Source organism: Sinomonas atrocyanea (genome assembly GCF_030811715.1).
GTDB classification, from domain to species: Bacteria; Actinomycetota; Actinomycetes; order Actinomycetales; family Micrococcaceae; genus Sinomonas; species Sinomonas atrocyanea_A.
The window spans coordinates 112,850-138,106 of record NZ_JAUSRH010000007.1 but is presented as its reverse complement, the minus strand read 5'-3'; the positions used below and the strand labels follow the sequence as shown (position 1 = coordinate 138,106).

The following is a 25,257-nucleotide window of genomic DNA, read 5'->3' as shown; positions in this document are numbered from 1 at the left end:
GGCTGCGGCGGCCAGCCGGGCTGCTGGGGCGGCGGGTAGGAAGGCGGGCCCCAGCCGGGCGGTCGGTTGCTCACAGGAGTCCCCCTCGGGTCAGCAGCGAGTAGATGCCCCACAGCCCGGCGGCGGTGAGCGCCGCAAGGTAGGCGAGCACGAGCCTCGTGTCGCGCAGGTAGCACTTTGACCTGGTCAGGCCGGCCCGCCGCGCCCTCCAGTAGCCGAGGAACCCCACGGCGGCGAACACCACGAGCGCCACGGGGCCGGCGAGCCAGCCGAGCAGGGCAATCGTCGCGAAGATGCACAGCCGCAACGGGTCGAACGCGGCCTCCCCCTCGCCGTCGCCGCCGCCCTCCCGGGGCGAGTGGCCGGACGACGCCGGCCGCGCGCCGTCGTGCGCAGCCGCATCTGCCGCGCCGCCCACCAGCTTGGAGGGGAGCGGCCCGGAGGCGATGCGCCGTGCGTCCTCCTCGCCGCTCACAGCACCTCCAGCGGCAGAGGCTCCCGGGGGAGGGCCCGCGGCAGGGGGACCCCCGTGGCGCTGCTCATCCGCTGCCGTGCGAGCTGCGGCCACGCCTGCACGGCGCAGAACGGGGCGCACTGGTGGGCGCCGTCATCGCTCTTGGTGCCCACGTGGACGCAGCACTGCATGAGCCGTTCCTCGATCATGGTCGAGATGTCCATGAACGGCTTGACCGTGATGCGGGTGACCCGCTCGGCCAAGAGCTTCCTCAGCCGCTGGTGCTGGCCCGGGAGCGAGCCGGCCGCGAGCGTGGTGAGGGTGCCGATGCCGAGGTCGCACTGGGTGCAGATGTTCTTCCACAGCTCGGCCGTGCTCGGGTGCGAGAGGGAGGACTGCTCGCTGAGCAGGTCCAGCAGCGAGGACTTCATGATGGAGCGCATGCCGAGCGGCAGCGAGCTGTCGGCGATCCGGTTGGCAAGCGAGTCCGGGTCGAGCTCGAGCCATGACAGCAGCCGGTCGTGGCCGACGAGCTGGGTGAGCGACCGCCAGACCCCCGAATCGTCCTTGAGCATGTAGCCGACGGACGCGCAGTGCGGGTGCGAGCACGGCAGTGCGGTGAGGTCATGCCATGAGACCACTCCGCCGGTCTGCTCCTCGAGGCGCGCCAGGACGCCGCCGTGGGTGAGGCGGTCCGCGGGGTCGATGCCGTGGCCGCGGCCCGAGCCGAAGACCGGCTGGAGGGCCACGCCGCCCATGAACGGTGTCTCGAGCGCGCGCATCACCACATCGCCGATCTCTCCGTCGTTGACGCCGAGCGCGGCGGTCATGGTGAGGGTCGTGAACACCCCGGCCGTCGAGAGGCGCGAGATCGCGGCGTCCTTGATGCGGGTGAGGTCGCCGCCGCGGTGGTGGACAGAGGTCTCCCTCGACGGCCCGTCGTACTGCAGGTAGACCTCCACGCGCTCGCGGTGCCGCTCCAGGATCGAGAGCAGGGCGTCGTCCTGGGCGATCAGCACCCCGTTGCTGTTGACCATGATCCGCACGATCGGGCGCGCCACGAGCTCCTCGAGCAGCTCCGCCAGCTGGGGGTACAGGGTGGGCTCGCCGCCCGAGAGCATGAGCACGTCGAGCCGCCCGTTCTCCCGGGCCAGACGCGTGTCCACGTTCGCGAGGACCTCCTCGAGCGGGGCGACGCCCTGCAGCTGGGGTCCGGACGCCGTGAAGCAGGTGGGGCAGCGCAGGTTGCAGTGTTCGATCACGTCCTGGAGCAGGATGCACGTGTGCTGCGTCTGCATGGCGGGCAGCCCGAAGGCGTAGGCCTCGGGCACGGGCCGGAAGTTGGGCGCCATATCCGGGACGTGCTGCTTGGTCGGCGCCTGCCACTTCTCCAGGTAGGCGAGGATCTCGGGGGATTCGTCATAGAGGGTCCGCACGAGTCCGTGGTCGGGGCAGCCGCGCTCGAGCCACACCCGGTCGTCGCGGACCATGAGGGCTCCGGCGAGCCGGCGGACCTGCGCGAGCGGCGGGTTCTCCTCATGGCACTCGGGGCAGAAGGCCGTGACGTACCGGTGGATCCGGTCGCCGCGCAGCGGCTGGCCGGGGCCCAGCGGAGCGCGGCGCGGTGGAGAGGGGCTCATCTCGGTGCTCCTGTCGGGTGGATGCTCTGGGTGCGCGGGCTGCCGGCGAAGAGCTTCCACACCCGCCACGCGAGCAGGGGCAGCATCGCGAGGAGGAACCACTGCGGCCGGCTCATGCCGAGCCAGAGGTCCTCGTTGCCGCGCACGAACTCGACGGCGAAGCGGAAGAGGGCGTACGCCGAGACATAGAGGACAAAGAGGTCCCCGGAGCGCCGCACGCGCCCCCGGTACCGGATCATGAGGGCGAAGGCAGCCGCGTGGAACACGATCTCGTACGCAAAGGAAGGATGGAGCCCGACCCGGGCCGGCGCGCCGAACATCGCCGCCTGCTGCGGGGTGAGGGCGATGCCCCAGCCGCCGCCCGTGGGCGTGCCGGGGAGCTCGGTGAGCAGGCACCCGATCCGGCCGATGGCCATGGCGAGCGCCACGGCCGGGGCGAACAGGTCCCCGGTGGACTCCCGGTAGCCCAGGAGCCGCTTGCCGAGGTGCACGCCCACCCAGGCCCCCACGAGGCCGGCGAGCACGCTGCGGTCTCCCTCGGTCCACCAGTCGACCGGGGAGATCGAGCGGGTCGGGTCCCACGTGATGCGCGAGCCGATCGCGCCGAAGGCCACCGCAAACCCTGCGAGGGCCCACAGGCGCGGATCGTCCAGGCTGCGGCGGCGCTTCTCCAAGGCGTAGAACACCAGCGCCGCGCCGATGCCCAAGCCCATGAGCACGCCGTGGACCACACCGTTCCCCGCATACGGCAACCCCCAGGTCATGGCCCCACCCTAGGCGGGAAAGCGCTGCACGGTGCGGCGACGCACGCCTATGTGGACAACTGTCCTCGCGCTCAGCGGGTCTTCTGCGGCACCCGCCCCACGAAGTGGTCCATACCCCGGTTGATCCCGAAGAAGTCGGCCAGCCGATCGAACGCCCGTGTGGGCAGTGCCCGCATGAGCGGCACGAGCCGGGCGAACGGCGGCAGCACGATCTGCTCCCGCCCGGACTCGATCCCGTCGATGACCTTCAGCGCCACCTCCTGCTCCTCGAGGATCGGCAGCAGCAGCGGGAAGCGGGTCTCGACGCCGGCGAACATGCCCGTGTTGATGTAGTAAGGGCAGACCACGAGCGTCCCGACCCCGTGCCCCTCGGCGCGGAGCTCGGCGCGCAGCGACTCGGTGAAGCCCAGCGCGGCGAACTTGGAGGCCGAGTAGTCCGTCTGGCGGGCGACGCCGATCAGGCCCGCCGCGCTCGCGATGGTCGCCACGGTGCCGCGCCGGCGCGCCACCATGCCCGGCAGGAACGCGCGCGTCACCCAGTAGAGCGCCAGCGTGTTGACCTCGAAGGTGCGCCGGATGGAGTCCTCGGTCGCCTCGAGCAGGGGCTTTCCGGCCACGACGCCCGCGTTGTTGACAAGCACGTCGACGTCCCCCGTCTCGCGGGCCGCTGCGGTGACCCGGGCGGCGTCCGTGACGTCGACGGCGTACGAGCTGGCGAGGCCCCCGGCGGCGACGATCTCCGCGGCAACCGCCGCGCCGCCGTCGTCCGAGAGGTCCCAGACCACCACCTCGGCGCCCCGCCGGGCTGCCTCGAGGGCCATGAGCCGGCCGATTCCGGATGCTCCTCCAGTGATCAGAATGCGTGCGCCGCGCAGGCGGGTTCCTCGGTACATGTGACCTAGGTTACCAACGAGTAGCTTTCTGGGGACCCCTGCCGGCACAGGGTTTCAGGCGATGCCGCCGCTCTGGGCAAGCATGGAGAGCCAGATTTCGCCGCCGAGGAACAGCCACACCCCCAGGCCGACGAGGAGGCCCGCCCCGAGGATTCGGTACGGACCCTTGCGGATGGCGAGCACGAGCGCCCCGGCGAGGTAGAGGGACGCCGGCAGGAAGGCGAGCGTGCCGATGCCGCCACGCGTGCCGACGGCGGCGAGGATCGCCCCGTAGACAATGAAGAGGACGGCGGCGCCCGCGACGATTCCCGCGCCGAAGCCGCTGCCGGTGAACCCGGGCCGCGGGCCCGGTGCGGGACCGCGGCCGTACCCAGGAGACCTCTGCCCCATGAACGGTGACCCTACTGCCGGCCGGCCATTGCGCAAAAGGTGGAGGGGCGGGGTCTGCACGCGGTCGGAGCGGTCAGGCCCAGACCGAGTATCCGCCCCACTTGTCGTAGAGCTTGCGGCGCTGGACTCCCCACGGCGCGAGCCAGAGGACCGAGTCGTCCGCCGTTGCCTGCTCGACCTCGCCCGTGGCCACGAGCTGGCCCTCGAGCCAGACCTCCACGGTGCGGCCGATGAGGCGGGACCAGTCTTCGCGCTGGCCCCGCCCGTTGTGCGTCTTGAGTGCACTGGTCCGCTTCATCGCAGGCCACCACCCTGTCGAATCCCTCGTATGCATCTGATATATCAACACCCTAGATTCCCGGGTTGGCGCCGTCAACGCCCTACTCGCGAGTACGCGCGTTTCGCCTGCGCGCCATCTTTCTGACCTTTCAAAAAACTCTTGACGGCGGTCTGTGGCGTCGCTCACTGTTGTGCATATCGAAACCAGTTGCATCAAACGCAATTGATTCGCCGCAGTTCCGCTCATGTCAGGAGCATGATGAAGACTCTCGCCGTCGTAGGCTCGTCCCTCGCAGGACTCTCCGCCGCCCGCGCAGCGCGAGCTGAGGGATTCGACGGTCGGCTCATCCTGATCGGCGAGGAGCGGCACCGTCCCTATGATCGCCCGCCGCTGAGCAAGGACTTCCTCAGCGGGAAGGTCGGGCTCGAGGCGCTGCGCCTCGAGAGCGATGATGGGGACCTCGCCGCCGAGTGGGTCCTCGGGCAGCGTGCAGCGTCCCTCAACCCAAGGGGCGGAGCCGTGGTGCTCGAGGACGGGAAGAGGGTCGCCCAACCTCCCCCCCCCCAGGGATCACGGTGGACGGCCACGTCTGAGGAGGCGCGAGGAGAATGGAACTGCGCCACCTCGTCGAGCCAGAGCGAGTCGAGATGAGCCCCTCACTGCCGCACATGGTCTTCCGGAAGCGACGCCTCCGACTCGGGGACATGAACGTCATGGGCGAGGCGGATGCCTGCGGCGAGGAGCCGGTCGCCTCAGAGGTCGGCGGCACCACCCTGACGTCAGCCAGTCGGAGAGCGGGCCGCCGGATATATAAAACACATCCTTCTGAATACGACTGATATACCTGACCAGCGTACAAGCGATATCCGACGGCGGTCAATGGGTCATCCAGGCCGGTGTTTCCGGCCGGTGACATTCTTCTGACCCCTCTCGAAAATGCTTGACACTCCCTTCGCCTGTGGCCCACTGTTGTGCCACCCGAAGCCTGTTGCACCTTATGCAATTCCCTCGAGGCCCCCGCCTCTCCCCCTGAAATCCCCGAGTCTTTGCACCGCCTATCCCCCGAGGAGAAGACATGACGACGACTGCACCGCAGAGAGCCGAAGCAGCGAAGGATGGGGTCACGGAACGGCGCGCGTCGTGACGGCCGCGACGTACGACTACGTGATCGTCGGCGGCGGAAGCGCCGGGTCCGTCCTCGCTGACAGGCTCAGCGCCGACGGTGACCGTACGGTGCTCGTGCTCGAGGCCGGCCGCAGCGACTACCCCTGGGACCTCTTCATCCAGATGCCCGCCGCCCTCACCTTCCCGAGCGGCAACCCGTTCTACGACTGGCGCTACGAGTCCGATCCGGAGCCGTTCATGGGCGGGCGCAGGGTCGCGCACGCCCGCGGCAAGGTCCTGGGCGGCTCGAGCTCGATCAACGGGATGATCTTCCAGCGCGGGAACCCGCTGGACTATGAGCGCTGGGGTGCGGATCCCGGCATGGAGAGCTGGGACTTCGCCCACTGCCTCCCCTACTTCAAGCGCATGGAGAACGCCCTCGCCGCATCCCCAGAGGACCCCTTCCGGGGCCATGAGGGCCCGCTCATCCTCGAGCGCGGGCCGGCCACCAACCCGCTGTTCCAGGCGTTCTTCGACGCCGCCGTCCAAGCCGGCTACCCGCGCACCGAGGACGTCAACGGCTACCGCCAGGAAGGCTTCGGCCCGTTCGACCGCAACGTCCACAAGGGTGAGCGCTACTCGGCGTCGCGCGGCTACCTTCGCCCCGCCCGGAAGCGGCCCAACGTCACGGTGAAGACGCTCGCGACCGTGACCGGGATCGAGTTCCAGGGAACGCGCGCCACGGGGGTCAGCTACCGCCGCGGCGGCCAGAGCCACACGGTGAGCGCGGGAGAGGTCATCCTCTGCGGCGGCGCCTTCAACACCCCGCAGCTGCTCCAGCTCGCCGGCATCGGCGATCCGGACCACCTCCGGTCGGTCGGCATCGCCCCGCGCGTCGCCCTCGCCGGCGTCGGTGAGAACCTCCAGGACCACCTCGAGGTCTACATCCAGCACGCCTGCCTGCAGCCCGTCTCCCAGCAGCCTTCGCTCGACCTCTGGCGGATGCCCTTCATCGGACTCGAGTGGCTGCTGGGGCGCAAGGGCCCAGCGGCGACGAACCACTTCGAGGGCGGCGGGTTCGTGCGCTCGAACGACGACGTCGCGTACCCGAACCTCATGTACCACTTCCTCCCCGTAGCAGTGCGCTACGACGGGAAGAAGGCCGAGGTCGAGCATGGCTTCCAGGTGCACGTCGGGCCCATGTACTCGGATGTGCGCGGTCACCTCAGGATCCGCTCGGCGGATCCGTCGGCGCGCCCCTCGATCCTGTTCAACTACCTCTCGACGGAGAACGATCGCCGCGAATGGATCGAGGCCGTCAACGTCTCCCGCGAGATCCTCCGGCAGCCGGCCATGGCACCGTTCAACGGCGGCGAGATCTCTCCGGGCCCGTCGGTCACGACCGACCAGGAGATCCTCGACTGGGTCGCCCGGGACGCCGAGACGGCCCTGCACCCCTCGTGCACGGCGAAGATGGGCCCAGCCTCGGACCCGATGGCCGTCGTGGACCCCCACACCATGAAGGTCCACGGCACCGAGGGGCTGCGCGTCGCGGACGCCTCCGCCATGCCGTATGTGACCAACGGCAACATCTTCGCTCCCGTGATGATGCTCGCGGAGAAGGCCTCGGACCTCATCCTCGGCCGGGAGCTGCCGGCCGAACGCGAACCCTTCTACCGCCACACCCCGCTCAGCCAACTCGAGGAGGCATCATGAGCGCCCCGACCCTGGACCCCGAAACTGCCCGCCGCGCGGCACGCCGCGCGGACTCCACCGAGCCGGCCCTGAAGGTCGAGGGCCTGTGGAAGATCTTCGGTGCGAAGGCCGACAAGATCATCGGCACGCCCGACGAGCACCTGACTCGGAAAGAGCTGCAGAGCAAGACCGGCTGCCTTGCCGCAGTCAAGGACGTCTCCTTCGAGGTCGCCCCGGGCGAGGTCTTCGTGGTCATGGGGCTCTCGGGCTCCGGGAAGTCGACCCTCGTGCGGCTGCTGACGCGGCTCATCGAGCCCACCGCGGGAAGCGTGAGGATCGACGGCGAGGACGTCACCTGTGCGAGCAAGGCCAAGCTGCGCGCCCTGCGGCGCAACCACATGGCCATGGTGTTCCAGCAGTTCGGCCTCCTCCCGCACCGGAAGGTGCTCGACAACGTCGCCTACGGCCTCGAAGTCCGCGGCGAGGGCAAGGCCGCCCGGCTCGCCCGGGCCCAGGAGATGGTCGACCTCGTGGGCCTGGCCGGCTACGAGAACTCGTTCCCCGACCAGCTCTCGGGCGGCATGCAGCAGCGTGTGGGCCTGGCCCGGGCACTGGCGGTGGATCCGCAGGTGCTGCTCTTCGACGAGCCATTCTCGGCGCTGGACCCGCTCATCCGCCGGGACATGCAGAACGAGGTGTGCCGCCTGCACGAGGAGGTGGGGAAGACGATGGTCTTCATCACCCACGACCTGCAGGAGGCGCTCAAGCTCGGCGACCGCATCCTCATCATGCGCGACGGCGAGATCGTCCAGATCGGCACGCCGGCCGAGGTCGTGGCGCACCCCGCGGACGACTACGTGCGCGACTTCGTCTCCGACGTCCCCCGCTCCCACGTGCTCACCCTGCGCTACGTCGTCCGTCCCCCGCGGTCCGAGGAATCGCTCGAGGGACCCGTGATGCAGGCGGACTGCGTGGTGCGCGACGCCGCCAGGCAGGTGCTGCAGTCCTCGCTGCCCGTCCGGGTCTACGACGGAGAGCGCTTCCTCGGCGTGGTCGACGACGACGACATCCTGCGCGTGGTCGTGGCCGAGGAGGATTCCGCTGCGGCCGGCCAGGGCGGTGCAGCATGAGTACCGTCGCGACCGACCGCGCCAAGACCGCCGCCGCACCCCCCGCGGGCGCGCGCGAGCGGGGCGCGGAGCCGGCGACCCGGCCGCCGACATCCGCAGCAGCCCTCGTCCGCCGCCACTGGCGTCCGGTGCTGCTGGCCGGCGTCGCGGTGGCCTGGCTCGTGCTGTGGGGCCTCTTCCGGGGGACCCAGACCCTTGAGCTCGGCGGGGCGGACAAGACCGACGTCCACCTGTGGCTCAACGGCCTCCGCGACGGCTTCGACGCCGCCCGCAGCCAGTCGCCCTTCTTCACCTCGGTGCTGCAGCCCATCACCGACGGCCTCAACGGCGCCGTGGCCTTCCTGCAGCACCTCCTGAGCCAGCCCTCCGCCCTGCGCCCGGTGCCCGAGGTCGGCTGGCTCGGGGTCGTTGCCCTGCTCACCTGGCTGGCGTTCGTGCTCGCGGGCGTCCGCTCGATGATCCTCGTGGCCGCCTGCGTGCTGCTGTTCGGGTTCTTCGGCTACTGGCAGCAGAGCATCGACACGCTCATCGTGACCTTCGTCGCCGTCGGCCTGTGCGCCGTGGTCGGGCCCCCGCTGGGGATCTGGATGGCGCGCAGCCACCGCGTCTCCGCGGTCCTCTCTCCGCTGCTGGACCTGGCGCAGACGCTGCCCTCGTTCGCCTACCTTGCCCCGTTGGCCCTCGTCTTCGGGATCGGTCCTGCCTCGGCGATCGTCACGACGATCATCTACTCGCTCCCGCCGCTGGTGCGCATCACCGAGCACGGCATCCGCAACGTCTCGCCCACCACGCTCGAGGCCGTCACGTCGATGGGCGGGACGGCGTGGCAGACGCTGACTAAGGTGCAGCTGCCCATGGCGCGGCGCACCATCGTCGTCGGCATCAACCAGTGCACGATGGCAGCCCTGTCCATGGCAACCATCGCCGCCCTCATCAACGGTCCCGGCCTCGGGCAGCCAGTGCTGCAGTCGCTGCAGTCGCTCGACGTCGGCTCCGCCTTCGTCTCGGGCCTCGCGATCGTCCTCATGGCGATCATGCTCGACCGCACGACGACGGCCGCCTCCGAGCGCTCCGGGATCGAGGCCCGCGTCCAGCGCGGCTCCCGCAGCGGGGGGCTCCGCGGGCCCAAGGGACGACGTGCCGCCGCCATCGTCGGTGCCGCCGTCGCGGCCGCGGCCATCTGGCTCTCGCACAACTACCTCGCGCTCGCGAAGTTCCCCTCCTCGCCGGACCTCGGCGGACCGCTCGCCCAGGCCGTCTCCGCGGCCACCGACTGGACCGTCCACACGTTCTCCGGATTCACGGAGTGGCTCAAGGAGGCCGTCACCGCCCTCCTGGTCAACCCGCTCGAATCCCTCCTGGCGCAGTCGCCCTGGTGGGCCATGGCCCTCGTGCTGCTCGGCATCGCCTTCGCCCTGGGCGGCCGGCGCGCCTGCGCAGCGACGCTCGTGTGCGAGGCGGTCATCCTCGGCACCGGGCTCTGGAACGAGAGCATGAAGACCCTCGCGACCACGCTCGTGGCGACCTTCCTCGTGGTCATCGCCGCCGTCATCGTGGGCGTGCTGATGGGGCGCAGCAGGATGGTCGACTCGATCGTGCGGCCGGTGCTGGACGCGTTCCAGACCATCCCGTCCTTCGTGTACCTCGTCCCTGCCCTGGCCCTGTTCGGGCCCACCCGGTTCACTGCGATCGTTGCCGCGGTCGCCTACGGGGTGCCGATCGCCACCAAGCTCGTCGCCGACGGCATCCGCGGAGTCTCGCCGGTAACGGTCGAGGCCTCGGAATCGATGGGGACCACTTCCTGGCAGATGGTCGCCAAGGTCCAGCTGCCCATGTCCCGGGCAGCCGTGGTCCTCGCCGCCAACCAGGGCCTGCTGTATGTCCTGTCCATGGTCGTGGTCGGCGGACTGGTCGGAGGCGGGGGCCTCGGCTACCTCGTGGTCTCCGGCTTCTCCCAGAGCCAGCTCTTCGGCAAGGGCCTCGCAGCCGGCATCGCCATCACCGCACTCGGAGTCATGCTCGACCGCATCACCCAGCATGCCGCTGCCCGCCTGGGCAAGGCCTGACCAAGGAAGTGCCATGAAGAAAACCCGCATTGCACCGGCGCTGAAGAAGAAAGCCTGCGGCGCCGCCCTGCTCACCGCCCTCCTCGGGCTCACTGCCTGCGGCGGCGACATCTCCGCCGCCTCGTCCACCGCGAGCGGGGGCGCCAAGTGCGGCGCCTTCAACGTCGCCGTCAACCCCTGGGTCGGCTACGAGGCGGACGCCTACGTCGTCGGCACCCTGGCCAAGGAGAAGCTCGGCTGCACCGTCAACTACAAGACCCTCAAGGAAGAGGTCGCGTGGCAGGGCTTCGGCAGCGGCGAGGTGGACGCCGTCCTCGAGAACTGGGGACACCCCGACCTCACCGACAAGTACATCAAGCAGCAGAAGACCGCGGTCGATGCAGGCTCCACCGGCAACACCGGGGTGATCGGCTGGTACGTGCCGCCATGGATGGCGAAGCAGTACCCGGACATCACCGACTCCAAGAACCTCAACAAGTACGCCGACTTGTTCAAGACCTCCGAGTCGGGAGGCCAGGGCCAGCTGCTCGACGGCGACCCCTCCTACGTCACCAATGACGAGGCGCTCGTGAAGAACCTCGGCCTGAACTTCAAGGTCGTCTACGCAGGCTCCGAGCCGGCGCTCATCCAGGCATTCCGCCAGGCTGAGCAGAACCACACCCCCCTCATCGGCTACTTCTACGAACCCCAATGGTTCATGGCCGAGGTGCCGCTCGTGAAGGTCAACCTCCCTGCCTACACCAACGGCTGCGACGCCGACGCGGCGAAGGTCGCGTGCGACTACCCGAAGTACGACCTCAACAAGGTCGTCTCCACCAAGTTCGCCAACTCCGGCAGCCCGGCGTACAACCTCGTGAAGAACTTCCACTGGACCAACCAGGACCAGAACGTGGTCGCCGGCTACATCGCGAAGGACGGAATGAGCCCCGACGCGGCTGCCAAGAAGTGGATCGACGCCAACCCCGACAAGGTGGCGGCATGGCTCAAGTAGCAACCCTGTCCGGGGCCATGGAGCAGACGCGCCCCGAGCCGGTGAAGGGGCTCTACATCGACGGCGCCTGGGAGCAGGCGTCGGATGGAGCCACGGCCACGGTCCGCTGCCCGGCGGACGGGCGCGAGGTGGCCGTCGTCGCCTCGTGCGCTGCGCAGGACGCAGAGCGGGCCATCGCGAGCGCCCGCGCGGCGTTCGACGGCGGTCCGTGGAGGCGCATGACGGAGATCGAGCGGGGAGCCGTGATGCTCCGCGTCGCGGACCTCCTCGAGCGGGACAAGGCCCGCTACGCCCGCGCCGAGGCGCTCGACACGGGCAAGCGCCTCGTCGAGGCGGAGTACGACATGGACGACATCGCGGCGTGCTTCCGCTACTACGGCAAGGTGGCGGGCCTCGACGTCGGCCGGGTGATCGACACCGGACGCCGCGATGCGATCAGCCGCGTGGTCTACGAGCCGCTCGGGGTCTGCGCCCTGATCGCTCCGTGGAACTACCCGCTCCTGCAGGCAGCGTGGAAGGTCGCACCCGCGCTCGTGGCCGGCAACTCGTTCATTCTCAAGCCGAGCGAGCTGACGCCGTCGACCTCTATCCTGCTGATGGAGACGCTCGCAGAGGCCGGCGTCCCGGCCGGTGTCGCGAATCTCGTCACCGGCAGGGGATCCTCCGTGGGGGGCCCGCTGAGTGCCGATCCGCGGGTCGACCTCGTCTCGCTCACCGGGGGGCTCTCCACCGGGCAGACGATCATGGAGGCTGCCGCGAAGACGGTCAAGCGCGTGGCCTTCGAGCTCGGCGGGAAGAACCCGAATGTCGTCTTCGCCGATGCAGACTGGGATGCCGCGGTCGACAATGCCCTGACAGCCGTCTTCCTGCACTCCGGCCAGGTCTGCTCCGCCGGGGCCCGGCTCGTCATCGAGGAGTCGGTGGCGGAGCGCTTCGTGGCCGTGGTCGTCGAGCGGGCCAGGGCAATCCGGATGGGCGGCCCCTTCGATCCCCAGGCCGAGACCGGACCGCTCATCTCAGCCAAGCACAGGGAACAGGTGCATGCGTACGTCCAGGCGGGCATCGCCGAGGGCGCCGAGCTCCTGTGCGGCGGCTACATCCCGGATGAGGGACCGCTCGCGGAGGGCTTCTTCTACCCGCCGACCGTGCTCGGCGCCTGCCGTGCAGGCATGAGCGTGGTCCGGGAGGAATCCTTCGGTCCCGTGCTGACGGTGGAAACGTTCCGTGACGAGGCCGAGGCCATCGCGATCGCGAACGACACCGAGTACGGGCTGGCGGGAGCGGTGTGGACCTCCGATGCCTCCCGGGCCCAGCGCGTGGCGGGTGCCCTCCGGCACGGGACCGTGTGGATCAACGACTACCACCCCTACGTCCCGCAGGCCGAGTGGGGCGGCTTCGGCAAGTCCGGGATCGGCCGGGAGCTCGGCCGGGCCGGCCTCGACGAGTACCGCGAGGCCAAGCACGTCTGGCAGAACCTCAGCCCCGCACCCAGCGGGTGGTTCGGCGCAGACGCCGCAGAGGCGGGGACAGGAGAAGGCGGCCGCTAGGCCAAGCTCAGCGTCCGGCCTCCCGGGACCGATCCTGGGAGGCCGGACCACCCATGAGCTCGGTGATCTCCGCCCCTGCCCTGACCACCGCGTCCACCATCCCGGGATCTGTGGCCGGGTCGAAGCGGAAGGCGGGGCCCGAGAGGCTCACGGCGCCGATCACGTCGCCCGTGTGCCCGAAGACGGGCGCCGCGATCGCGTTGAGGCCCTCCTCCAGTTCGCCGTGCGTCGAGGCGTAGCCCTGGCGCACGATGCCGGGCAGCTCCTTCACGAGCCCTTCTCGGCCGAGCGTGCGCGGCGTGAAGGAGGTCAGTTCGACCCGCTGGAGGAGCTGCTCCCGCTCGTTCGCGGGGAGGTAGGCGAGGAAGACCTTGCCGCTGGACGTCGAGTGGAGAGGGGTCAGGCTGCCGATCCAGTCGAAGCTCGCGAGGTTGGCTGAGCCCATCGCCTGGTCCACGTTCACTGCATAGACGTCGCGGCGCACCGCGAGGTTTACGGTCTCGCCATACTGCTGGGCGAGGTCCTCGAGCACAGGCCGTGCGGCGTGGACAAGGCTGAGGCGGCGGGGGATGGAGCTCGCGATCCGCAGGAGGCCGACTCCGAGCTGGTACTTGCCGCGCCGGCTGCTCTGCTGCACAAAGCCGTGGGACTCGAGGGCGCCGAGGATGCGCGAGGCCGTGGACTTGTGGACAGCCATGCGCTCGGCCATGTCGCCCACCGTGGCGCTGCCCTCCTGGGCGAGGATTTCCAAGGCCCTGACGACCCGTTCCACGGCCTGCACGCCGTTGGTGGAGCGCGCCTCGTCTGGGTCATCAGACACTAATGGGTTCCCCATGGGCTGATTCTGCCAGACCGTGTGCTTTCGAGTGAGCCGCCCCACAGGCAGCGTGCCTGGGGGGGGGCTGGCGGTCAGTGGCCGCGGTCGATCCATTCCTGCAGGTGGGGGGCCTCGGTGCCGATCGTGGTCGGGTCGCCGTGGCCGGTGTTGACCGTGCGGGCCCGGATCCGGCACCAGGATCGTCTCCACCGCCGCCGGGGCACCCTTCGAGCGCACCACCACGCCCCTCACCTCATGGATCTGCGTCCCAAGGGCGGTTTCGGTCATGGGGAACCTCCAGTCGGTCGTGTGGGGGTAGATGGGACATGATGCCCACAGCCCACTGCGCTCCCGCCAATCTTTGTGAGCTAGATCACTTTGGGTGCGGACGGGCTGCCTCTGGTGAGGGCCACCGCCTCGGCGCGCGAGCTGACCCCGAGCTTGCGGAACAGATTGCGCAGGTGGAACTTGACCGTGTTCTCGGAGACCTTCAGCTCCCGGGCGATGTCTCGGTTGCGCAGCCCAGCCGCCAGGAGCCGGAGGACCTCTTCCTCGCGTTCCCCGAGGCCCCATCGTGCCGCGTCACCGTGGGAGTGCCGCGGTGACGGCGGGTCGAGGGGGAGGGAGACGAACACGTCGGCGCCCCAGCCCTCCATGACCTCCAGCCGCAGCTGCCCGTCGAGGGCCTGGACACGTTGTTCGATGCGACGGAGGCCGTCCTCCGCGAGGGAGAGGCTGCCCTTGCCGTCGTCCCGGATGTCCACGAGCAGGTTCGTGCCGTCGCATCCCCACTGGATCCGAACACGGTGGACGTCGTCCTGCTCGACCATGGCCAGTACGAGCGCGCGGACGATGGCCCGCGCGGCATGTGCCACTTCGCCGGGCAGCGCCCGTCCGTCGACGGGTGGTTCGACGAACTGCAGGGAGATGCCGCTGAACCTCTCGAGTGGGCGCAGGTCCCCGCGGAGGCGCTCGAAGGCCATGGCCACGGGTTCCTCCAGCAGAGCCGCCGTCCGGTCGGCGGAGGCGCGAAGCCGCACGAGGGCTGTGGCGGCGACGTCGGTTGCCGTGCGCCTGGCCGCCTCGTCGGAATGGTGCGATGACCGTAGGGCGGCCAGAATCGTCTCGAGGGTGGTCGAGTGGGCGTCGGTGAGCTCGGCGGTCAGGCGCGCGCGTTCGGCGGACGCCGCCCTGGACTCCCGCAAGTACGAGGGCGTTGCCTCGGCCACCTTGTCGCGGATCCGCACCGCTGCGAGGTGCCATAGCCGCGAGAACACCCCGCCCGCATGCTCGCCAAGAGGGCGACCGTGCTCGGGTCCCTGCCCGGTGGGCTGTGGATCCGTCAGGACGAGCAGTGCGTTCGTCGCCGACCGCGCTGCCAGGACTGTGCGTCGCTCGCCCGCGATCAGCTCCTCACTCCTGCGTGGCACGAGATCGGGGAGCGAGGAGCGGATGGCGTCGAGCTCCTCCAGGGTGGCGTGGCTGATGATGTGCTCGGCCCCGGCCTTCTTCTGCGGCCGCCCCGTGCAGTCCTCGGTGAAGATGACGAGCGCGGAGCAGCGCACGTAGGGGGCAAGGGCTCTGCGGAGCGCCTCAGCGATCCGCAGGAGCGGGGCCTCTGCCAACGTGGTGGCCGATTCCAGGAGGGCCAGGGCTTCGCCGGGCGCAGCATCGTGGGCGGGAAAGCCGCCGAAGGGGGACTGCATCGCGCCAGTCTAGGCCCACCACCTACCCGAAGGGGTGGGCAAGACCGTCCGAGAAGGCAGTTCCCCGCCCTTCTGGGTGGCGGAATGCTGGATCCAGCCCCCTCGGCCGCGTGCGCGGCCCCCAACAGGTTGGAGGATCCATGAGTGCTGAAACCCTTTCACCGCTGCGCCGGGTCACCGCAGACGGCGTCCACCGGAGCCTGGGCCTCGTCCAGGGCGAGGTCTTCAGAGCGGCCAGCGCGCTGCACCGCGGGGAACTGGCCGCGGTGGCGCAGCTGATCTCGGACACGCCGCGGATCTTCCTGGCCGGTGCAGGACGCAGCGGACTCGTGCTCCGCATGGCCGCGATGCGGCTGATGCACCTCGGCCTCGACGTTCACGTCGCCGGGGACACCACGACGCCGGCCGTCCGCTCGGGAGATTTGCTCATCGCCGCCTCGGGGTCCGGAACGACCTCCAGCGTGGTGAAGGCGGCGAGCACCGCTGCCGCGGTCGGTGCCCGGATTGCGGCGTTCACCACCGATCGCGAGTCGCCGCTGGGCCAGCGGGCGGACGCGGTGGTGACCGTCCCCGCCGCACGCAAGACCGACCACGGCGACAGTGCCTCGCAGCAGTACTCCGGAAGCCTCTTCGAGCAGGTGCTGCTCGTGGCGACCGAGGCCGTCTTCCAGAGCCTCTGGGAGGCAGATGGGACGCCGGCCGAGGAGCTGTGGCTGCGCCACGCCAACATCGAATAGCCCTTTTCAAGCCCCCCACCCGCACCCAGCACAACAGAAGGAAGAACACTATGAAGCTGCAGGTCGCCATGGACGTGCTCACCGTCGACGAGGCGCTCACGCTGGCCGCGCAGGTCGCGGACCACGTCGACATCATCGAGCTCGGCACACCGCTCGTGAAGAACGCGGGACTCTCGGCTGTCACCGCGGTCAAGGAAGCGCATCCGGACAAGGTCGTCTTCGCCGACCTCAAGACCATGGACGCCGGCGAGCTCGAGGCCGAGCTCGCCTTCAAGGCCGGGGCCGACCTCGTCTCGGTGCTCGGCGGTGCCGACGACTCGACCATCGCGGGCGCCGTCAAGGCCGCCCGCGCCCACAACAAGGGCGTAGTCGTGGATCTCATCGGCGTTTCCGACAAGGTCGCCCGCGCCAAGGAGGCACGCCAGCTCGGGGCCAAGTACGTGGAGTTCCACGCCGGGCTCGACGAGCAGGCCAAGCCCGGCTATGACCTCAGCGTTCTGCTGACCGCCGGCGAGGTGGCCCGTGTTCCGTTCTCGGTGGCCGGCGGGGTGAATGCGGACACGATCGCCTCCGTCCAGCGCGCCGGCGCGGACGTCGCCGTGGCCGGCGGCTCCATCTACGGCGCCGACGATCCTGCCGAGGCTGCCCGCAGGCTCAAGGCGGCCATCGTCTGACCGCGACCCGCGGCATCCCCCGCTCGCTGACCTCCTCCCCGAAGCCCCTGGACCGCTGAAAGGCTGCCCGTTGTTCACGAAGAATCCCGATCTGGACGATGTCGATGAGGGCGCCCTCGAGGTGCATGAGCCCAAGACCGCCGCGGCGGGGGTGAAGGCGGTCGCGGTGGCCCTCCAGCGGGGCTTCGCCCAGGCCGGCGCTGCCCGGACGATGCGGGGGATGCTGCGGATCAACCAGCGCAGCGGCTTCGACTGCCCTGGGTGCGCATGGCCTGAATCGACCACCGGGCGGCGGAAGCCGGCGGAGTTCTGCGAGAACGGCGCGAAGGCGATTGCCGAGGAGTCCACCGTGCGCACGGTCACCCCCGAGTGGTGGGCGGCGCACCCGATCGCCGAGCTCGAGGGCAGGAGCGAGTTCTGGCTCGGCTCCCGTGGCCGGATCACCGAGCCGATGGTGATCCGGCCGGGGGAGAGGCACTACTCGCCCGTGTCGTGGGGGAAGGCCTTCGACCTCATCGCCGAGCACCTCCGGGCCACGACTCCTGATCGCTGCGTCTTCTACACCTCGGGGCGCACTGCGAACGAGACGGCGTTCCTGTACCAGCTCTTCGCCCGGTCGCTGGGCACGAACAACCTCCCGGACTGCTCGAACATGTGCCACGAGTCCTCCGGATTCGCGCTCGGCCCCACCATCGGGGTGGGCAAGGGCACGGTGTCCCTGGAGGACATCCACCACTCCGAGCTGGTGCTGGTGGTGGGGCAGAACCCGGGGACGAACCACCCTCGCATGCTCTCGGCGCTGGCCGAGTGCAAGGGGAACGGCGGGAAGGTCGTGGCGGTGAACCCGCTGCCTGAGGCCGGGCTGCTGAACTTCAAGGACCCCCAGACCCCGCGCGGGGTGATCGGGGACGGGGTCTCGATCGCGGACGAGTTCCTCAAGATCAAGGTCGGCGGGGATCTGGCCCTGTTCCAGGCCCTCGGCCACCTCCTCCTCGCGGCCGAGGATCGTGACCCAGGCTCCGTCGTCGACCGTTCCTTCGTCGAGGCACAGACCCTCGGCTTCGCCGAGTATGCCGCCGCCCGGCGCACCCTCGACTGGGAGGCGACGGAACGGGCAACTGGGCTGTCGCGGGCCCAGATCGAGACGGTCGCGGACATGATGATCGCTTCGAAGGCGACGATCATCTGCTGGGCGCTGGGGCTGACGCAGCAGCCGCACTCGGTGAACACGCTCAAGGAGATCGTGAACCTGCTCCTGCTCCAGGGGAACTTCGGGAAGCCCGGGGCGGGGGCGTGCCCGGTGCGCGGACACTCGAACGTCCAGGGCGACCGGACGATGGGGATCTGGGAGAAGCCCACCGAGAAGTTCATCGCCGCGCTCGAGGCCGAGTTCGGGATTCCGTTCCCGCGTGACCACGGCTACGAGTCGGTAGAGACCCAGCACGCGCTCGAGGCCGGGGACGTGGACGTGTTCGTCTCCATGGGCGGCAACTTCCTCTCCGCAGCCTCGGACACCGAGAGCACGAGGGCCGGCCTGAAGCGCACTGGCCTGACGGTGCACGTCTCGACCAAGCCGAACCTCTCGCACGTCGCCCACGGGCGCACCTCGCTGATCCTGCCCACCTTGGGCCGGACCGACCTCGACGACAGGCACCCGCGGGGGCGCCAGTTCGTCACCGTAGAGGACTCCATGTCCGTCGTCCACCGCAGCCAGGGCCGGCTGCGCCCGGTCTCCGAGCACCTCCTCGCCGAGCCCGTCATCGTCGCCCGCATGGCCCAGGCTGCCCTCGGCGAGGACCACCCGATCGACTGGCGCGCCATGGCGGAGGACTACGACGTGATCCGCGACCACATCTCCCGGGTCATCCCCGGCTTCGAGGACTTCAACGCCCGCGTGCGGGGCAGGGACGGCTTCGTCCTGCCCTCCCCGCCACGGGACACCCGCACCTTCGCCACAGACATCGGCAGGGCAAGGTTCACCGTGTCCCCGCTGGAGTGCCTCACGGCCCCGCCCGGGCACCTGATCCTGCAGACCCTCAGGAGCCATGACCAGTACAACACCACGATCTACGGCCTCGATGACCGCTACCGCGGCATCTCCAACGCCCGCAAGGTGGTGCTGGTGAACCCGGAGGACCTGGCGGAGCTGGGCTTCGCCGACCGGGAACTCGTCGACGTCGTCTCGGTGTTCAACGGGGACGAGCGCCGCGCCCAGTCGTTCAGGCTCGTCGCCTACCCCACAGCCAGAGGGTGCGCGGCCGCCTACTACCCCGAAGCCAACGTCCTGGTCCACAAGGACCTCGTCGCCCGCGAGTCCAGTACTCCCGGCTACAAGGCCGTCACGGTCCGCTTCGAGACGCGCTCCTAGCCCGGCGGGGAAGAGGCCCCTCGCACCCCTTGACCCAACGTGAGCGACCCCACTACCGTCTTATATATCAGTTGTATGAACAGCTGGTCGGTGCGTAGCAGCGGGCCACCCCGCATCACCTTGAAAGGACGCCCCCATGACCGCAGAAGCCCTCATCCGCCCGAGTGCGGCCGGTGCCGGTGCCCACGGCATGGCCGGAGGTGGCCACGCCGCGGTCCTCACGCTCTCGTGTCCGCAGCGCAGCGGGATCGTGCACGCCGTCTCCCGGTTCCTCATGGAGCGGGGCTTCGACATCACGGAGCACCAGCAGTTCGACGACGGAGTGGAGGGCACCCTCTACCTGCGCACGGCCTTCAGCTCTGAGGGCGCGGTGGACGCCGACGGACTCGCCGAGGAGTTCGCCGACACCGCCGAGCAGTTCGGCATGGAGTTCACCTTCCATCCGGCAGCGCCGCCACGCGTCCTCGTGATGGTCTCGAAGCTGGACCACTGTCTCCACGACCTCATCTACCGCTGGAAGGCCGGGAATCTCGCCGCCGAGCTCGTCGCCGTCGTCTCCAACCATCCGGACCTGCGCCCGATGGCGGAGGCCGCGGGCCTGCCCTTCATCCACATTCCCGTCTCCGCCGAGACCAAGCAGCGGGCCGAGGCCGAGCTGCTCGACGTCGTGGAAGAGTACGCGGCGGACCTTGTGGTGCTCGCGCGCTACATGCAGATCCTCTCGGACGACCTGTGCCGGCAGCTCGCGGGACGGGCCATCAACATCCACCACTCCTTCCTCCCCGGCTTCAAGGGAGCCAAGCCCTACCACCAGGCCCACGCGCGCGGCGTCAAGCACATCGGGGCCACCGCCCACTACGTCACCGCGGACCTGGACGAGGGCCCGATCATCGAGCAGGAGGTCATCCGCGTGGACCACCGCCTGTCCCCGCAGGAGCTCTCCACGGTCGGCCGCGACGCCGAGACCCTGGCCCTGGCGCGCGCCGTGCGCTGGCACGCGGAGAACCGGGTCCTCCTCAGCGGCCACCGCACGATCGTCTTCCCCTGACCCCTGATCTTCCACGAACTCCAAGGAGCCCTGCCATGCCTTCACCACGCGTTGTCATCATCGGCGCCGGGATCGTCGGCGCCAACACTGCCGACGAGCTCACCGCGAGGGGCTGGACGGACATCACGGTCCTCGACAAGGGCCCGATCCCGCTGACGGGCGGGTCGACCTCCCACGCCCCGGGCCTGGTCTTCCAGACCAACTCGTCCAAGACCATGACCGAGTTCGCGGCCTACACGGGCCGCAAGCTCGCCGCCCTGAAGCGCCCCGGCTTCGCGGCCTTCAACCGCGTGGGCGGCCTCGAGGTCGCCACGAGCGAGCGCCGGCTCGCCGAGCTCAAGCGCCGGCACGGCTGGGCCACCGCGTGGGGAGTCGAGGCGCGCCTCGTGGACCCGGCCGAGGCCAAGGCCCTCCACCCGCTCATCGACGAGGACCTGGTCCTGGGCGGCCTGCACCTGCCCGGCGACGGGCTCGCCTCGTCGGTCCTCGCTGTCGAGCTCCTGCGCGAGCGGGCCCAGGAACGCGGGGCGAAGTTCGTCGGCGGCGTGCAGGTCACGGGCATCGAGCGTGCGGGCGGCCGGGTCACGGGCGTCCGCACCGGCGACGACGTGGTGCCCGCGGACATCGTCATCTCCGCCGCCGGGTTCTGGGGCCCCGCCCTCGGCGAGCTCGTCGGCATGCGCGTCCCGCTCGTGCCGATGGCGCACCAGTACGTCAGGACCACCGCCGTGCGCGAGCTCGCCGAGCAGGCCGACGGCGTCGCCCTCGGCGGCAGCCATGTCCTCGGCACCGGCAACAGCGCCATGCTGCCGATCCTGCGCCACCAGGACGCCGGCCTCTACTTCCGCCAGCACGGCGAGTCCCTCGGCATCGGTTCCTACGACCACCGCCCCATCGCGGTCGGCTACGACGAGCTGCCGGCCGTGGACGGGACGCAGATGGGCGAGCACTCGATGCCCTCGCGTCTGGAGTTCACCCCGGAGGACTTCGAGCAGGCCTTCAAGGCCACCAAGCAGCTCCTTCCGGGCCTCGAGGGGGTCGGCATCGCCGACGCGTTCAACGGGATCTTCTCCTTCACCCCGGACGGCGGCTCGCTCGTGGGCGAGTCTCCCGAGGTCCGGGGCTTCTTCATCGCGGAGGCCGTCTGGGTCACCCACTCCGCGGGCGTCGCGAAGGCCGTCGCCGAGCTGCTCGTCGACGGCCAGTCGGCCACCGACCTGCACGAGCTCGACGTCGCCCGGTTCGAGGAGATCCAGCTGACGGACGAGTACGTGCTCGAGACGTCGAAGCAGAGCTTCGTCGAGGTCTACGACATCAAGCACCCGCTCGAGCCCCGCCAGTCCCCGCGCGGGCTGCGCGTCTCGCCGTTCCACGCGCGCCAGCGCGAGCTGGGCGGCTTCTTCCTCGAGGCCGCGGGCTGGGAGCGCCCCCAGTGGTACGAGGCCAACCGCGGCCTCCTCGACACCCTCCCGGCAGAGTGGCAGGCCCCGGCCCGCGACGACTGGTCCGCGCAGTTCGACTCGCCCATCGCCGCGGCCGAGGCCCACGCCACCCGCACGAACGTCGCGATGTACGACATGACGGCGCTCAAGCGCCTCGAGGTCTCCGGACCCGGCGCACTCGCCCTCCTCCAGCGCCTCACGACCGGGCAGATCAACAAGAGCATCGGCTCGGTCACCTACACCCTCATGCTCGCCGAGGCCGGCGGGATCCGCAGCGACCTCACCGTGGCCCGCATCAGCGAGGACCTCTTCCAGGTCGGCGCCAACGGCGGCCAGGACCTCGACTACCTCACCCGCGAGGCCGCGGACCAGACCGCCGCGTCCCCCTCCGAGTGGGTCCAGGTCCGCGACACCACCGGCGGCACGTGCTGCGTCGGCGTGTGGGGCCCGCGCGCGCGGGACCTCGTCCAGCCGCTCACTCCGGCCGACCTGACCAACGAGGGACTGAAGTACTTCCGGGCCGTGACCACCACGATCGCGGGGATCCCCGTGCGCATGATGCGCCTCTCCTACGTCGGCGAGCTCGGCTGGGAGATCTACACCTCCGCCGAGTACGGCCAGAAGCTGTGGGACGCCCTGTGGGGCGCGGGCACGCAGTTCGGCGTCATCGCCGCCGGCCGCAGCGCCTTCAACAGCCTGCGGCTGGAGAAGGGCTACCGCTCGTGGGGCACGGACATGACCACCGAGCACGACCCGGTGCAGGCCGGACTCGAGTTCGCCGTCCGCCCCGCCAAGGGCGACTTCGTGGGCAAGGCCGCCTTCGAGGCCGCCGCGGGCACGGCGCCGGCCCGCCGCCTCCGCTGCCTCACGGTCGACGACGGCACCTCGCTCGTGCTGGGCAAGGAACCCGTCTATGTCGGCGGCACGGCCGCAGGCTACGTCACCAGCGCGGCGTTCGGCCACACCGTGCGCAAGCCCGTGGCCTACGCCTGGCTGCCCGGCGAGGTCGAGGTCGGCGACTCCGTCGAGATCGACTACTTCGGCACCCGGATCCGCGCCACGGTCCAGGCCGAGCCGCTCGTCGACCCCGAGATGGCCAAGATCCGCGCCTGACCTCCCCGGCGGCACACAGCGGGCCCCGCCCCACCGGAACCGTCCCCGGTGAGGCGGGGCCCGCCGTCGTCCGCCGGCCCCGCCGTCGTCCGAAGAAGAGGCTCAGAGCGCGGCGCGGACCAGATCCTCGAAGTGCGTCACGTGCTCCTCGGCGAGCTTGGCCGCCCGCTCGGGATCGCCGTCGATGATGGCCTTCAGGAGCTCGGCGTGCTCGTGGACGTTGCCGGTGATCGGCGCGAGGCCGGCCAGCACGAAGTTCCACATCCGCTGGGACAGGCTGAAGTACTGGACGAGCGTCGCCTCGACGTACGAGTTGCGCATGGTGGCGTAGATGGCGCGGTGGATGCGCTCGTCGAGCGTCATCGCCTCCTGGTTCGACCCCGTGCCCTCATGCGCGAGCTCGGCCAGGCACGCCCGCAGGACGGCCCGGTCGTCATTGGTCACGTGCTCGGCGGCCTTGCGCGCGGCGAAGGCCTCGAGCACCCGGCGCGCGTCCGAGATGGCGCGCAGGTCCTTGATGTTCACCTCGGAGATGATGGTCCCCCGGCGGGGGTAGACGGTGAGCATCCGATCGGACTCGAGCCGCTTCACGGCCTCGCGCATGGGGGTGCGGCCCACACCGAGCTCCCGCATGAGGGCGTCCTCGTCCAGCGCGGACCCCGGCGGGAGCCGCATGTCGATGATGCGCTCCCGCAGCTCCACGTACGCGTGCTCGGCCAGCGTACGGCCGGCACCGTTGGCAGTTCCCACGTACCAGATATATCAGACCGGCCCGGCCAGCCCCCTCAGCGGAAGCGGTTCAGCACGCGCACGGCGCCGGTGAGCAGGTCCGCGTAGCGCTCGTTGGACATCCCGGGCAGCGGCGCGAAGCGCAGGAGCCGCTGCACCGAGACGGTCTGCGCCTCGGTGTACTTCAGCAGGCCCTCGGCCCCGTGCCGCCTGCCCACCCCCGAGGCCTTCCAGCCGCCCATCGGCGCGGCGAGGGAGCCCCAGGACGCCGCGTAGCCCTCGTTGACGTTGACCGTGCCGGCCTCGAGGCGCGCCCCGAGCTCCGCGCCGCGGGACGGCCGGGTCCACAGGCTCGCGTTGAGCCCCAGCTCGCTGTCGTTGGCCCGGGCGATCGCCTCCTCGTCCGAGGCCACCGGGTAGATCGCCACGACCGGGCCGAAGGTCTCCTCCCGGCACAGGGCCGCCCCCTCCGGCACGTCCGCGAGCACGGTGGGGTCGAAGAAGTACGGGCCCAGCTCGGGCCGGGCCGTGCCGCCGGCGAGGATCCGGGCGCCGCGGGCCACCGCGTCCTCGACGTGGGCCCGGACCTTCTCCAGCTGGGCCTCGGAGATCAGCGAGCCCATCTCGGCGTCCCAGCCCGCTCCGGCGGCCACGCGCATGCGCCCGACCTCGTCGAGGAACGCCTCGGTGAACTGCGTCCTGACGGCCTCGTGCACGTAGATCCGCTCGGGGCCGATGCACAGCTGCCCGGCGTTGGCGAAGCACGCCCGGGCGGCGCCCGCCGCGGCGGCGGGGACGTCCGCGTCGGCGAGCACGAGGAGGGGGTTCTTCCCGCCCAGCTCGGCGGAGAAGCCGATGAGCCGCTCGCCGCAGCGCGCCGCGACCTTGCGCCCCGTCGCGCTCGAGCCGGTGAACATGATGTAGTCCGCCGCCTCCACCACCGCGGGGCCGGCCTCGTCCCGGGCGCCCACCACCACCTGGGCCACGCCGTCTGGCAGGCCCGCCTCGCGCAGGAGCGAGAGGGTGAGCAGGGCGCTGAACGGCGTCTTCTCGTCCGGCTTGATCACCACCGCGTTGCCGGCGAGGAGGGCGGGAACGGAGTCGCTCGCCGGGAGCGTGAAGGGGTAGTTCCACGGAGTGATGACGCCGACTACGCCCTTGGGGTGGCGGCGTTCGGTGGTCTGGGTCAGCACGGGGAACGCGCCGCCGCGCCGGCGCGGGCGGAGCAGCCCGGGGGCGGTGTGCGCGTAGTAGGCCGCGGTGCGGGAGGCGTCCATGACCTCCTCGAGCGCCGCGAGCCGGGCCTTGCCGGTCTCGGCCTCGATGACGTCGAGGATCTCGTCGCGCCGGTCGAGCACGAGCGAGGCGAAGCGGCGGCCGACGCCGGCCCGCACCTTCGCGGGCGTCCTCGCCCAGGCCTTCTGGGCGGCGCGCGCCCGGGCCACGGCCGCCCCGATCTCGGCGGCGGAGGCCTGGCGCACGACGCCGAGCGGCCGGCCGTCGCCCGGGGCCCTCACCTCGATCTCGGGGCCGGTGCCCGTGGCGAGGGCGGCCAGGTCGGCGAAGGCCGGGGCGGCGGCCCCGGCGGAAGGCGAGGGGTGCGCGGAGGGGGCGGGCGTCGTCGTCCGGGAGGTCATGCACACGAGGGTAGCGCCGCACCCCCGCGGAA

At 70.5% G+C, this 25,257-nt stretch carries 21 protein-coding genes and 1 pseudogene; 11 read left to right on the top strand and 11 right to left on the bottom strand.

Going from position 1 to position 25,257, the window contains the following annotated elements; all coding sequences use genetic code 11:
- Positions 1 to 70 precede the first annotated feature (70 nt).
- The 6 genes from J2W21_RS12505 to J2W21_RS12480 form a co-directional block, all read right to left on the bottom strand.
- Positions 71 to 475, bottom strand: a complete 405-nt coding sequence (locus J2W21_RS12505; RefSeq protein ID WP_307114835.1) for a hypothetical protein — start codon at positions 473 to 475, stop codon at positions 71 to 73.
- Positions 472 to 2,094, bottom strand: a complete 1,623-nt coding sequence (locus J2W21_RS12500) for a radical SAM protein (protein WP_307114834.1) — start codon at positions 2,092 to 2,094, stop codon at positions 472 to 474. The genes J2W21_RS12505 and J2W21_RS12500 overlap by 4 nt, the downstream gene beginning before the upstream one ends.
- Positions 2,091 to 2,858 (bottom strand): prolipoprotein diacylglyceryl transferase, encoded by a 768-nt coding sequence (locus J2W21_RS12495; RefSeq protein WP_307114833.1) that lies wholly within the window; start codon positions 2,856 to 2,858, stop codon positions 2,091 to 2,093. Before J2W21_RS12495 ends, J2W21_RS12500 begins: the two co-directional genes overlap by 4 nt.
- 71 nt (positions 2,859 to 2,929) lie before the next feature.
- Positions 2,930 to 3,751, bottom strand: coding sequence for an SDR family oxidoreductase (locus J2W21_RS12490; RefSeq protein WP_307114832.1), 822 nt, complete (start codon positions 3,749 to 3,751; stop codon positions 2,930 to 2,932).
- A gap of 54 nt (positions 3,752 to 3,805) precedes the next feature.
- Positions 3,806 to 4,141: a hypothetical protein gene (locus tag J2W21_RS12485; RefSeq protein ID WP_307114831.1), complete on the bottom strand. Its 336-nt coding sequence runs from the start codon at positions 4,139 to 4,141 to the stop codon at positions 3,806 to 3,808.
- A gap of 73 nt (positions 4,142 to 4,214) precedes the next feature.
- A complete protein-coding gene (locus J2W21_RS12480; protein WP_307114830.1) occupies positions 4,215 to 4,439 on the bottom strand; it encodes a hypothetical protein in 225 nt (74 codons plus the stop codon).
- A gap of 237 nt (positions 4,440 to 4,676) precedes the next feature.
- On the opposite strand from J2W21_RS12480, the gene J2W21_RS12475 reads away from it, so the two are divergent.
- The 6 genes from J2W21_RS12475 (at position 4,677) to J2W21_RS12450 (ending at position 12,954) form a co-directional block, all read left to right on the top strand.
- Positions 4,677 to 5,072 (top strand): FAD-dependent oxidoreductase, encoded by a 396-nt coding sequence (locus J2W21_RS12475; RefSeq protein ID WP_307114829.1) that lies wholly within the window; start codon positions 4,677 to 4,679, stop codon positions 5,070 to 5,072.
- A gap of 489 nt (positions 5,073 to 5,561) precedes the next feature.
- Positions 5,562 to 7,241, top strand: a complete 1,680-nt coding sequence (gene betA / locus J2W21_RS12470) for a choline dehydrogenase (RefSeq protein ID WP_307114828.1) — start codon at positions 5,562 to 5,564, stop codon at positions 7,239 to 7,241.
- On the top strand, positions 7,238 to 8,350 hold the full coding sequence (locus J2W21_RS12465; RefSeq protein ID WP_307114827.1) for a quaternary amine ABC transporter ATP-binding protein: 1,113 nt from the start codon (positions 7,238 to 7,240) through the stop codon (positions 8,348 to 8,350). Before betA ends, J2W21_RS12465 begins: the two co-directional genes overlap by 4 nt.
- Complete coding sequence (locus J2W21_RS12460; protein ID WP_307114826.1) at positions 8,347 to 10,416, top strand: ABC transporter permease; 2,070 nt, start codon at positions 8,347 to 8,349, stop codon at positions 10,414 to 10,416. The genes J2W21_RS12465 and J2W21_RS12460 overlap by 4 nt, the downstream gene beginning before the upstream one ends.
- Positions 10,417 to 10,429: 13 nt before the next feature.
- Positions 10,430 to 11,407, top strand: a complete 978-nt coding sequence (locus tag J2W21_RS12455) for an ABC transporter substrate-binding protein (protein WP_307114825.1) — start codon at positions 10,430 to 10,432, stop codon at positions 11,405 to 11,407.
- Positions 11,395 to 12,954 carry an aldehyde dehydrogenase family protein gene (locus J2W21_RS12450; protein WP_373423104.1) on the top strand — a complete coding sequence of 520 codons (1,560 nt, stop codon included), beginning with the start codon at positions 11,395 to 11,397 and terminating at the stop codon, positions 12,952 to 12,954. Before J2W21_RS12455 ends, J2W21_RS12450 begins: the two co-directional genes overlap by 13 nt.
- Positions 12,955 to 12,961: 7 nt before the next feature.
- On the opposite strand, the gene J2W21_RS12445 is transcribed toward J2W21_RS12450, so the two are convergent.
- From J2W21_RS12445 to J2W21_RS12435, 3 genes and pseudogenes are all read right to left on the bottom strand, one after another.
- The gene (locus J2W21_RS12445; protein ID WP_307114824.1) at positions 12,962 to 13,774 is read right to left on the bottom strand and encodes an IclR family transcriptional regulator; all 813 of its coding nucleotides are present in this window, start codon (positions 13,772 to 13,774) and stop codon (positions 12,962 to 12,964) included.
- An 89-nt stretch (positions 13,775 to 13,863) separates the two neighbouring features.
- Positions 13,864 to 13,947 (bottom strand): annotated as a pseudogene (locus J2W21_RS12440) (MBL fold metallo-hydrolase); the annotation flags it as partial.
- Between the two features lie 192 nt (positions 13,948 to 14,139).
- Positions 14,140 to 15,477 carry a helix-turn-helix transcriptional regulator gene (locus tag J2W21_RS12435; protein WP_307114823.1) on the bottom strand — a complete coding sequence of 446 codons (1,338 nt, stop codon included), beginning with the start codon at positions 15,475 to 15,477 and terminating at the stop codon, positions 14,140 to 14,142.
- Positions 15,478 to 15,617: 140 nt separating this feature from the next.
- On the opposite strand from J2W21_RS12435, the gene hxlB reads away from it, so the two are divergent.
- From hxlB to J2W21_RS12410, 5 genes are all read left to right on the top strand, one after another.
- Positions 15,618 to 16,214, top strand: a complete 597-nt coding sequence (hxlB, locus tag J2W21_RS12430; protein ID WP_307114822.1) for a 6-phospho-3-hexuloisomerase — start codon at positions 15,618 to 15,620, stop codon at positions 16,212 to 16,214.
- Positions 16,215 to 16,264: 50 nt separating this feature from the next.
- Positions 16,265 to 16,888, top strand: coding sequence for a 3-hexulose-6-phosphate synthase (gene hxlA / locus J2W21_RS12425; protein ID WP_307114821.1), 624 nt, complete (start codon positions 16,265 to 16,267; stop codon positions 16,886 to 16,888).
- Between the two features lie 70 nt (positions 16,889 to 16,958).
- Positions 16,959 to 19,256 (top strand): FdhF/YdeP family oxidoreductase, encoded by a 2,298-nt coding sequence (locus J2W21_RS12420; protein ID WP_307114820.1) that lies wholly within the window; start codon positions 16,959 to 16,961, stop codon positions 19,254 to 19,256.
- 190 nt (positions 19,257 to 19,446) lie between these two features.
- A complete protein-coding gene (gene purU, locus J2W21_RS12415; protein WP_307114909.1) occupies positions 19,447 to 20,304 on the top strand; it encodes a formyltetrahydrofolate deformylase in 858 nt (285 codons plus the stop codon).
- A 35-nt stretch (positions 20,305 to 20,339) separates the two neighbouring features.
- Complete coding sequence (locus tag J2W21_RS12410; RefSeq protein ID WP_307114819.1) at positions 20,340 to 22,859, top strand: GcvT family protein; 2,520 nt, start codon at positions 20,340 to 20,342, stop codon at positions 22,857 to 22,859.
- A gap of 102 nt (positions 22,860 to 22,961) precedes the next feature.
- Here the strand turns inward: J2W21_RS12410 and J2W21_RS12405 are convergent, their stop codons facing one another.
- Positions 22,962 to 23,609 carry a GntR family transcriptional regulator gene (locus tag J2W21_RS12405; protein ID WP_307114818.1) on the bottom strand — a complete coding sequence of 216 codons (648 nt, stop codon included), beginning with the start codon at positions 23,607 to 23,609 and terminating at the stop codon, positions 22,962 to 22,964.
- A gap of 35 nt (positions 23,610 to 23,644) precedes the next feature.
- Positions 23,645 to 25,225 (bottom strand): succinic semialdehyde dehydrogenase, encoded by a 1,581-nt coding sequence (locus J2W21_RS12400; RefSeq protein ID WP_307114817.1) that lies wholly within the window; start codon positions 25,223 to 25,225, stop codon positions 23,645 to 23,647.
- Positions 25,226 to 25,257: the final 32 nt, after the last annotated feature.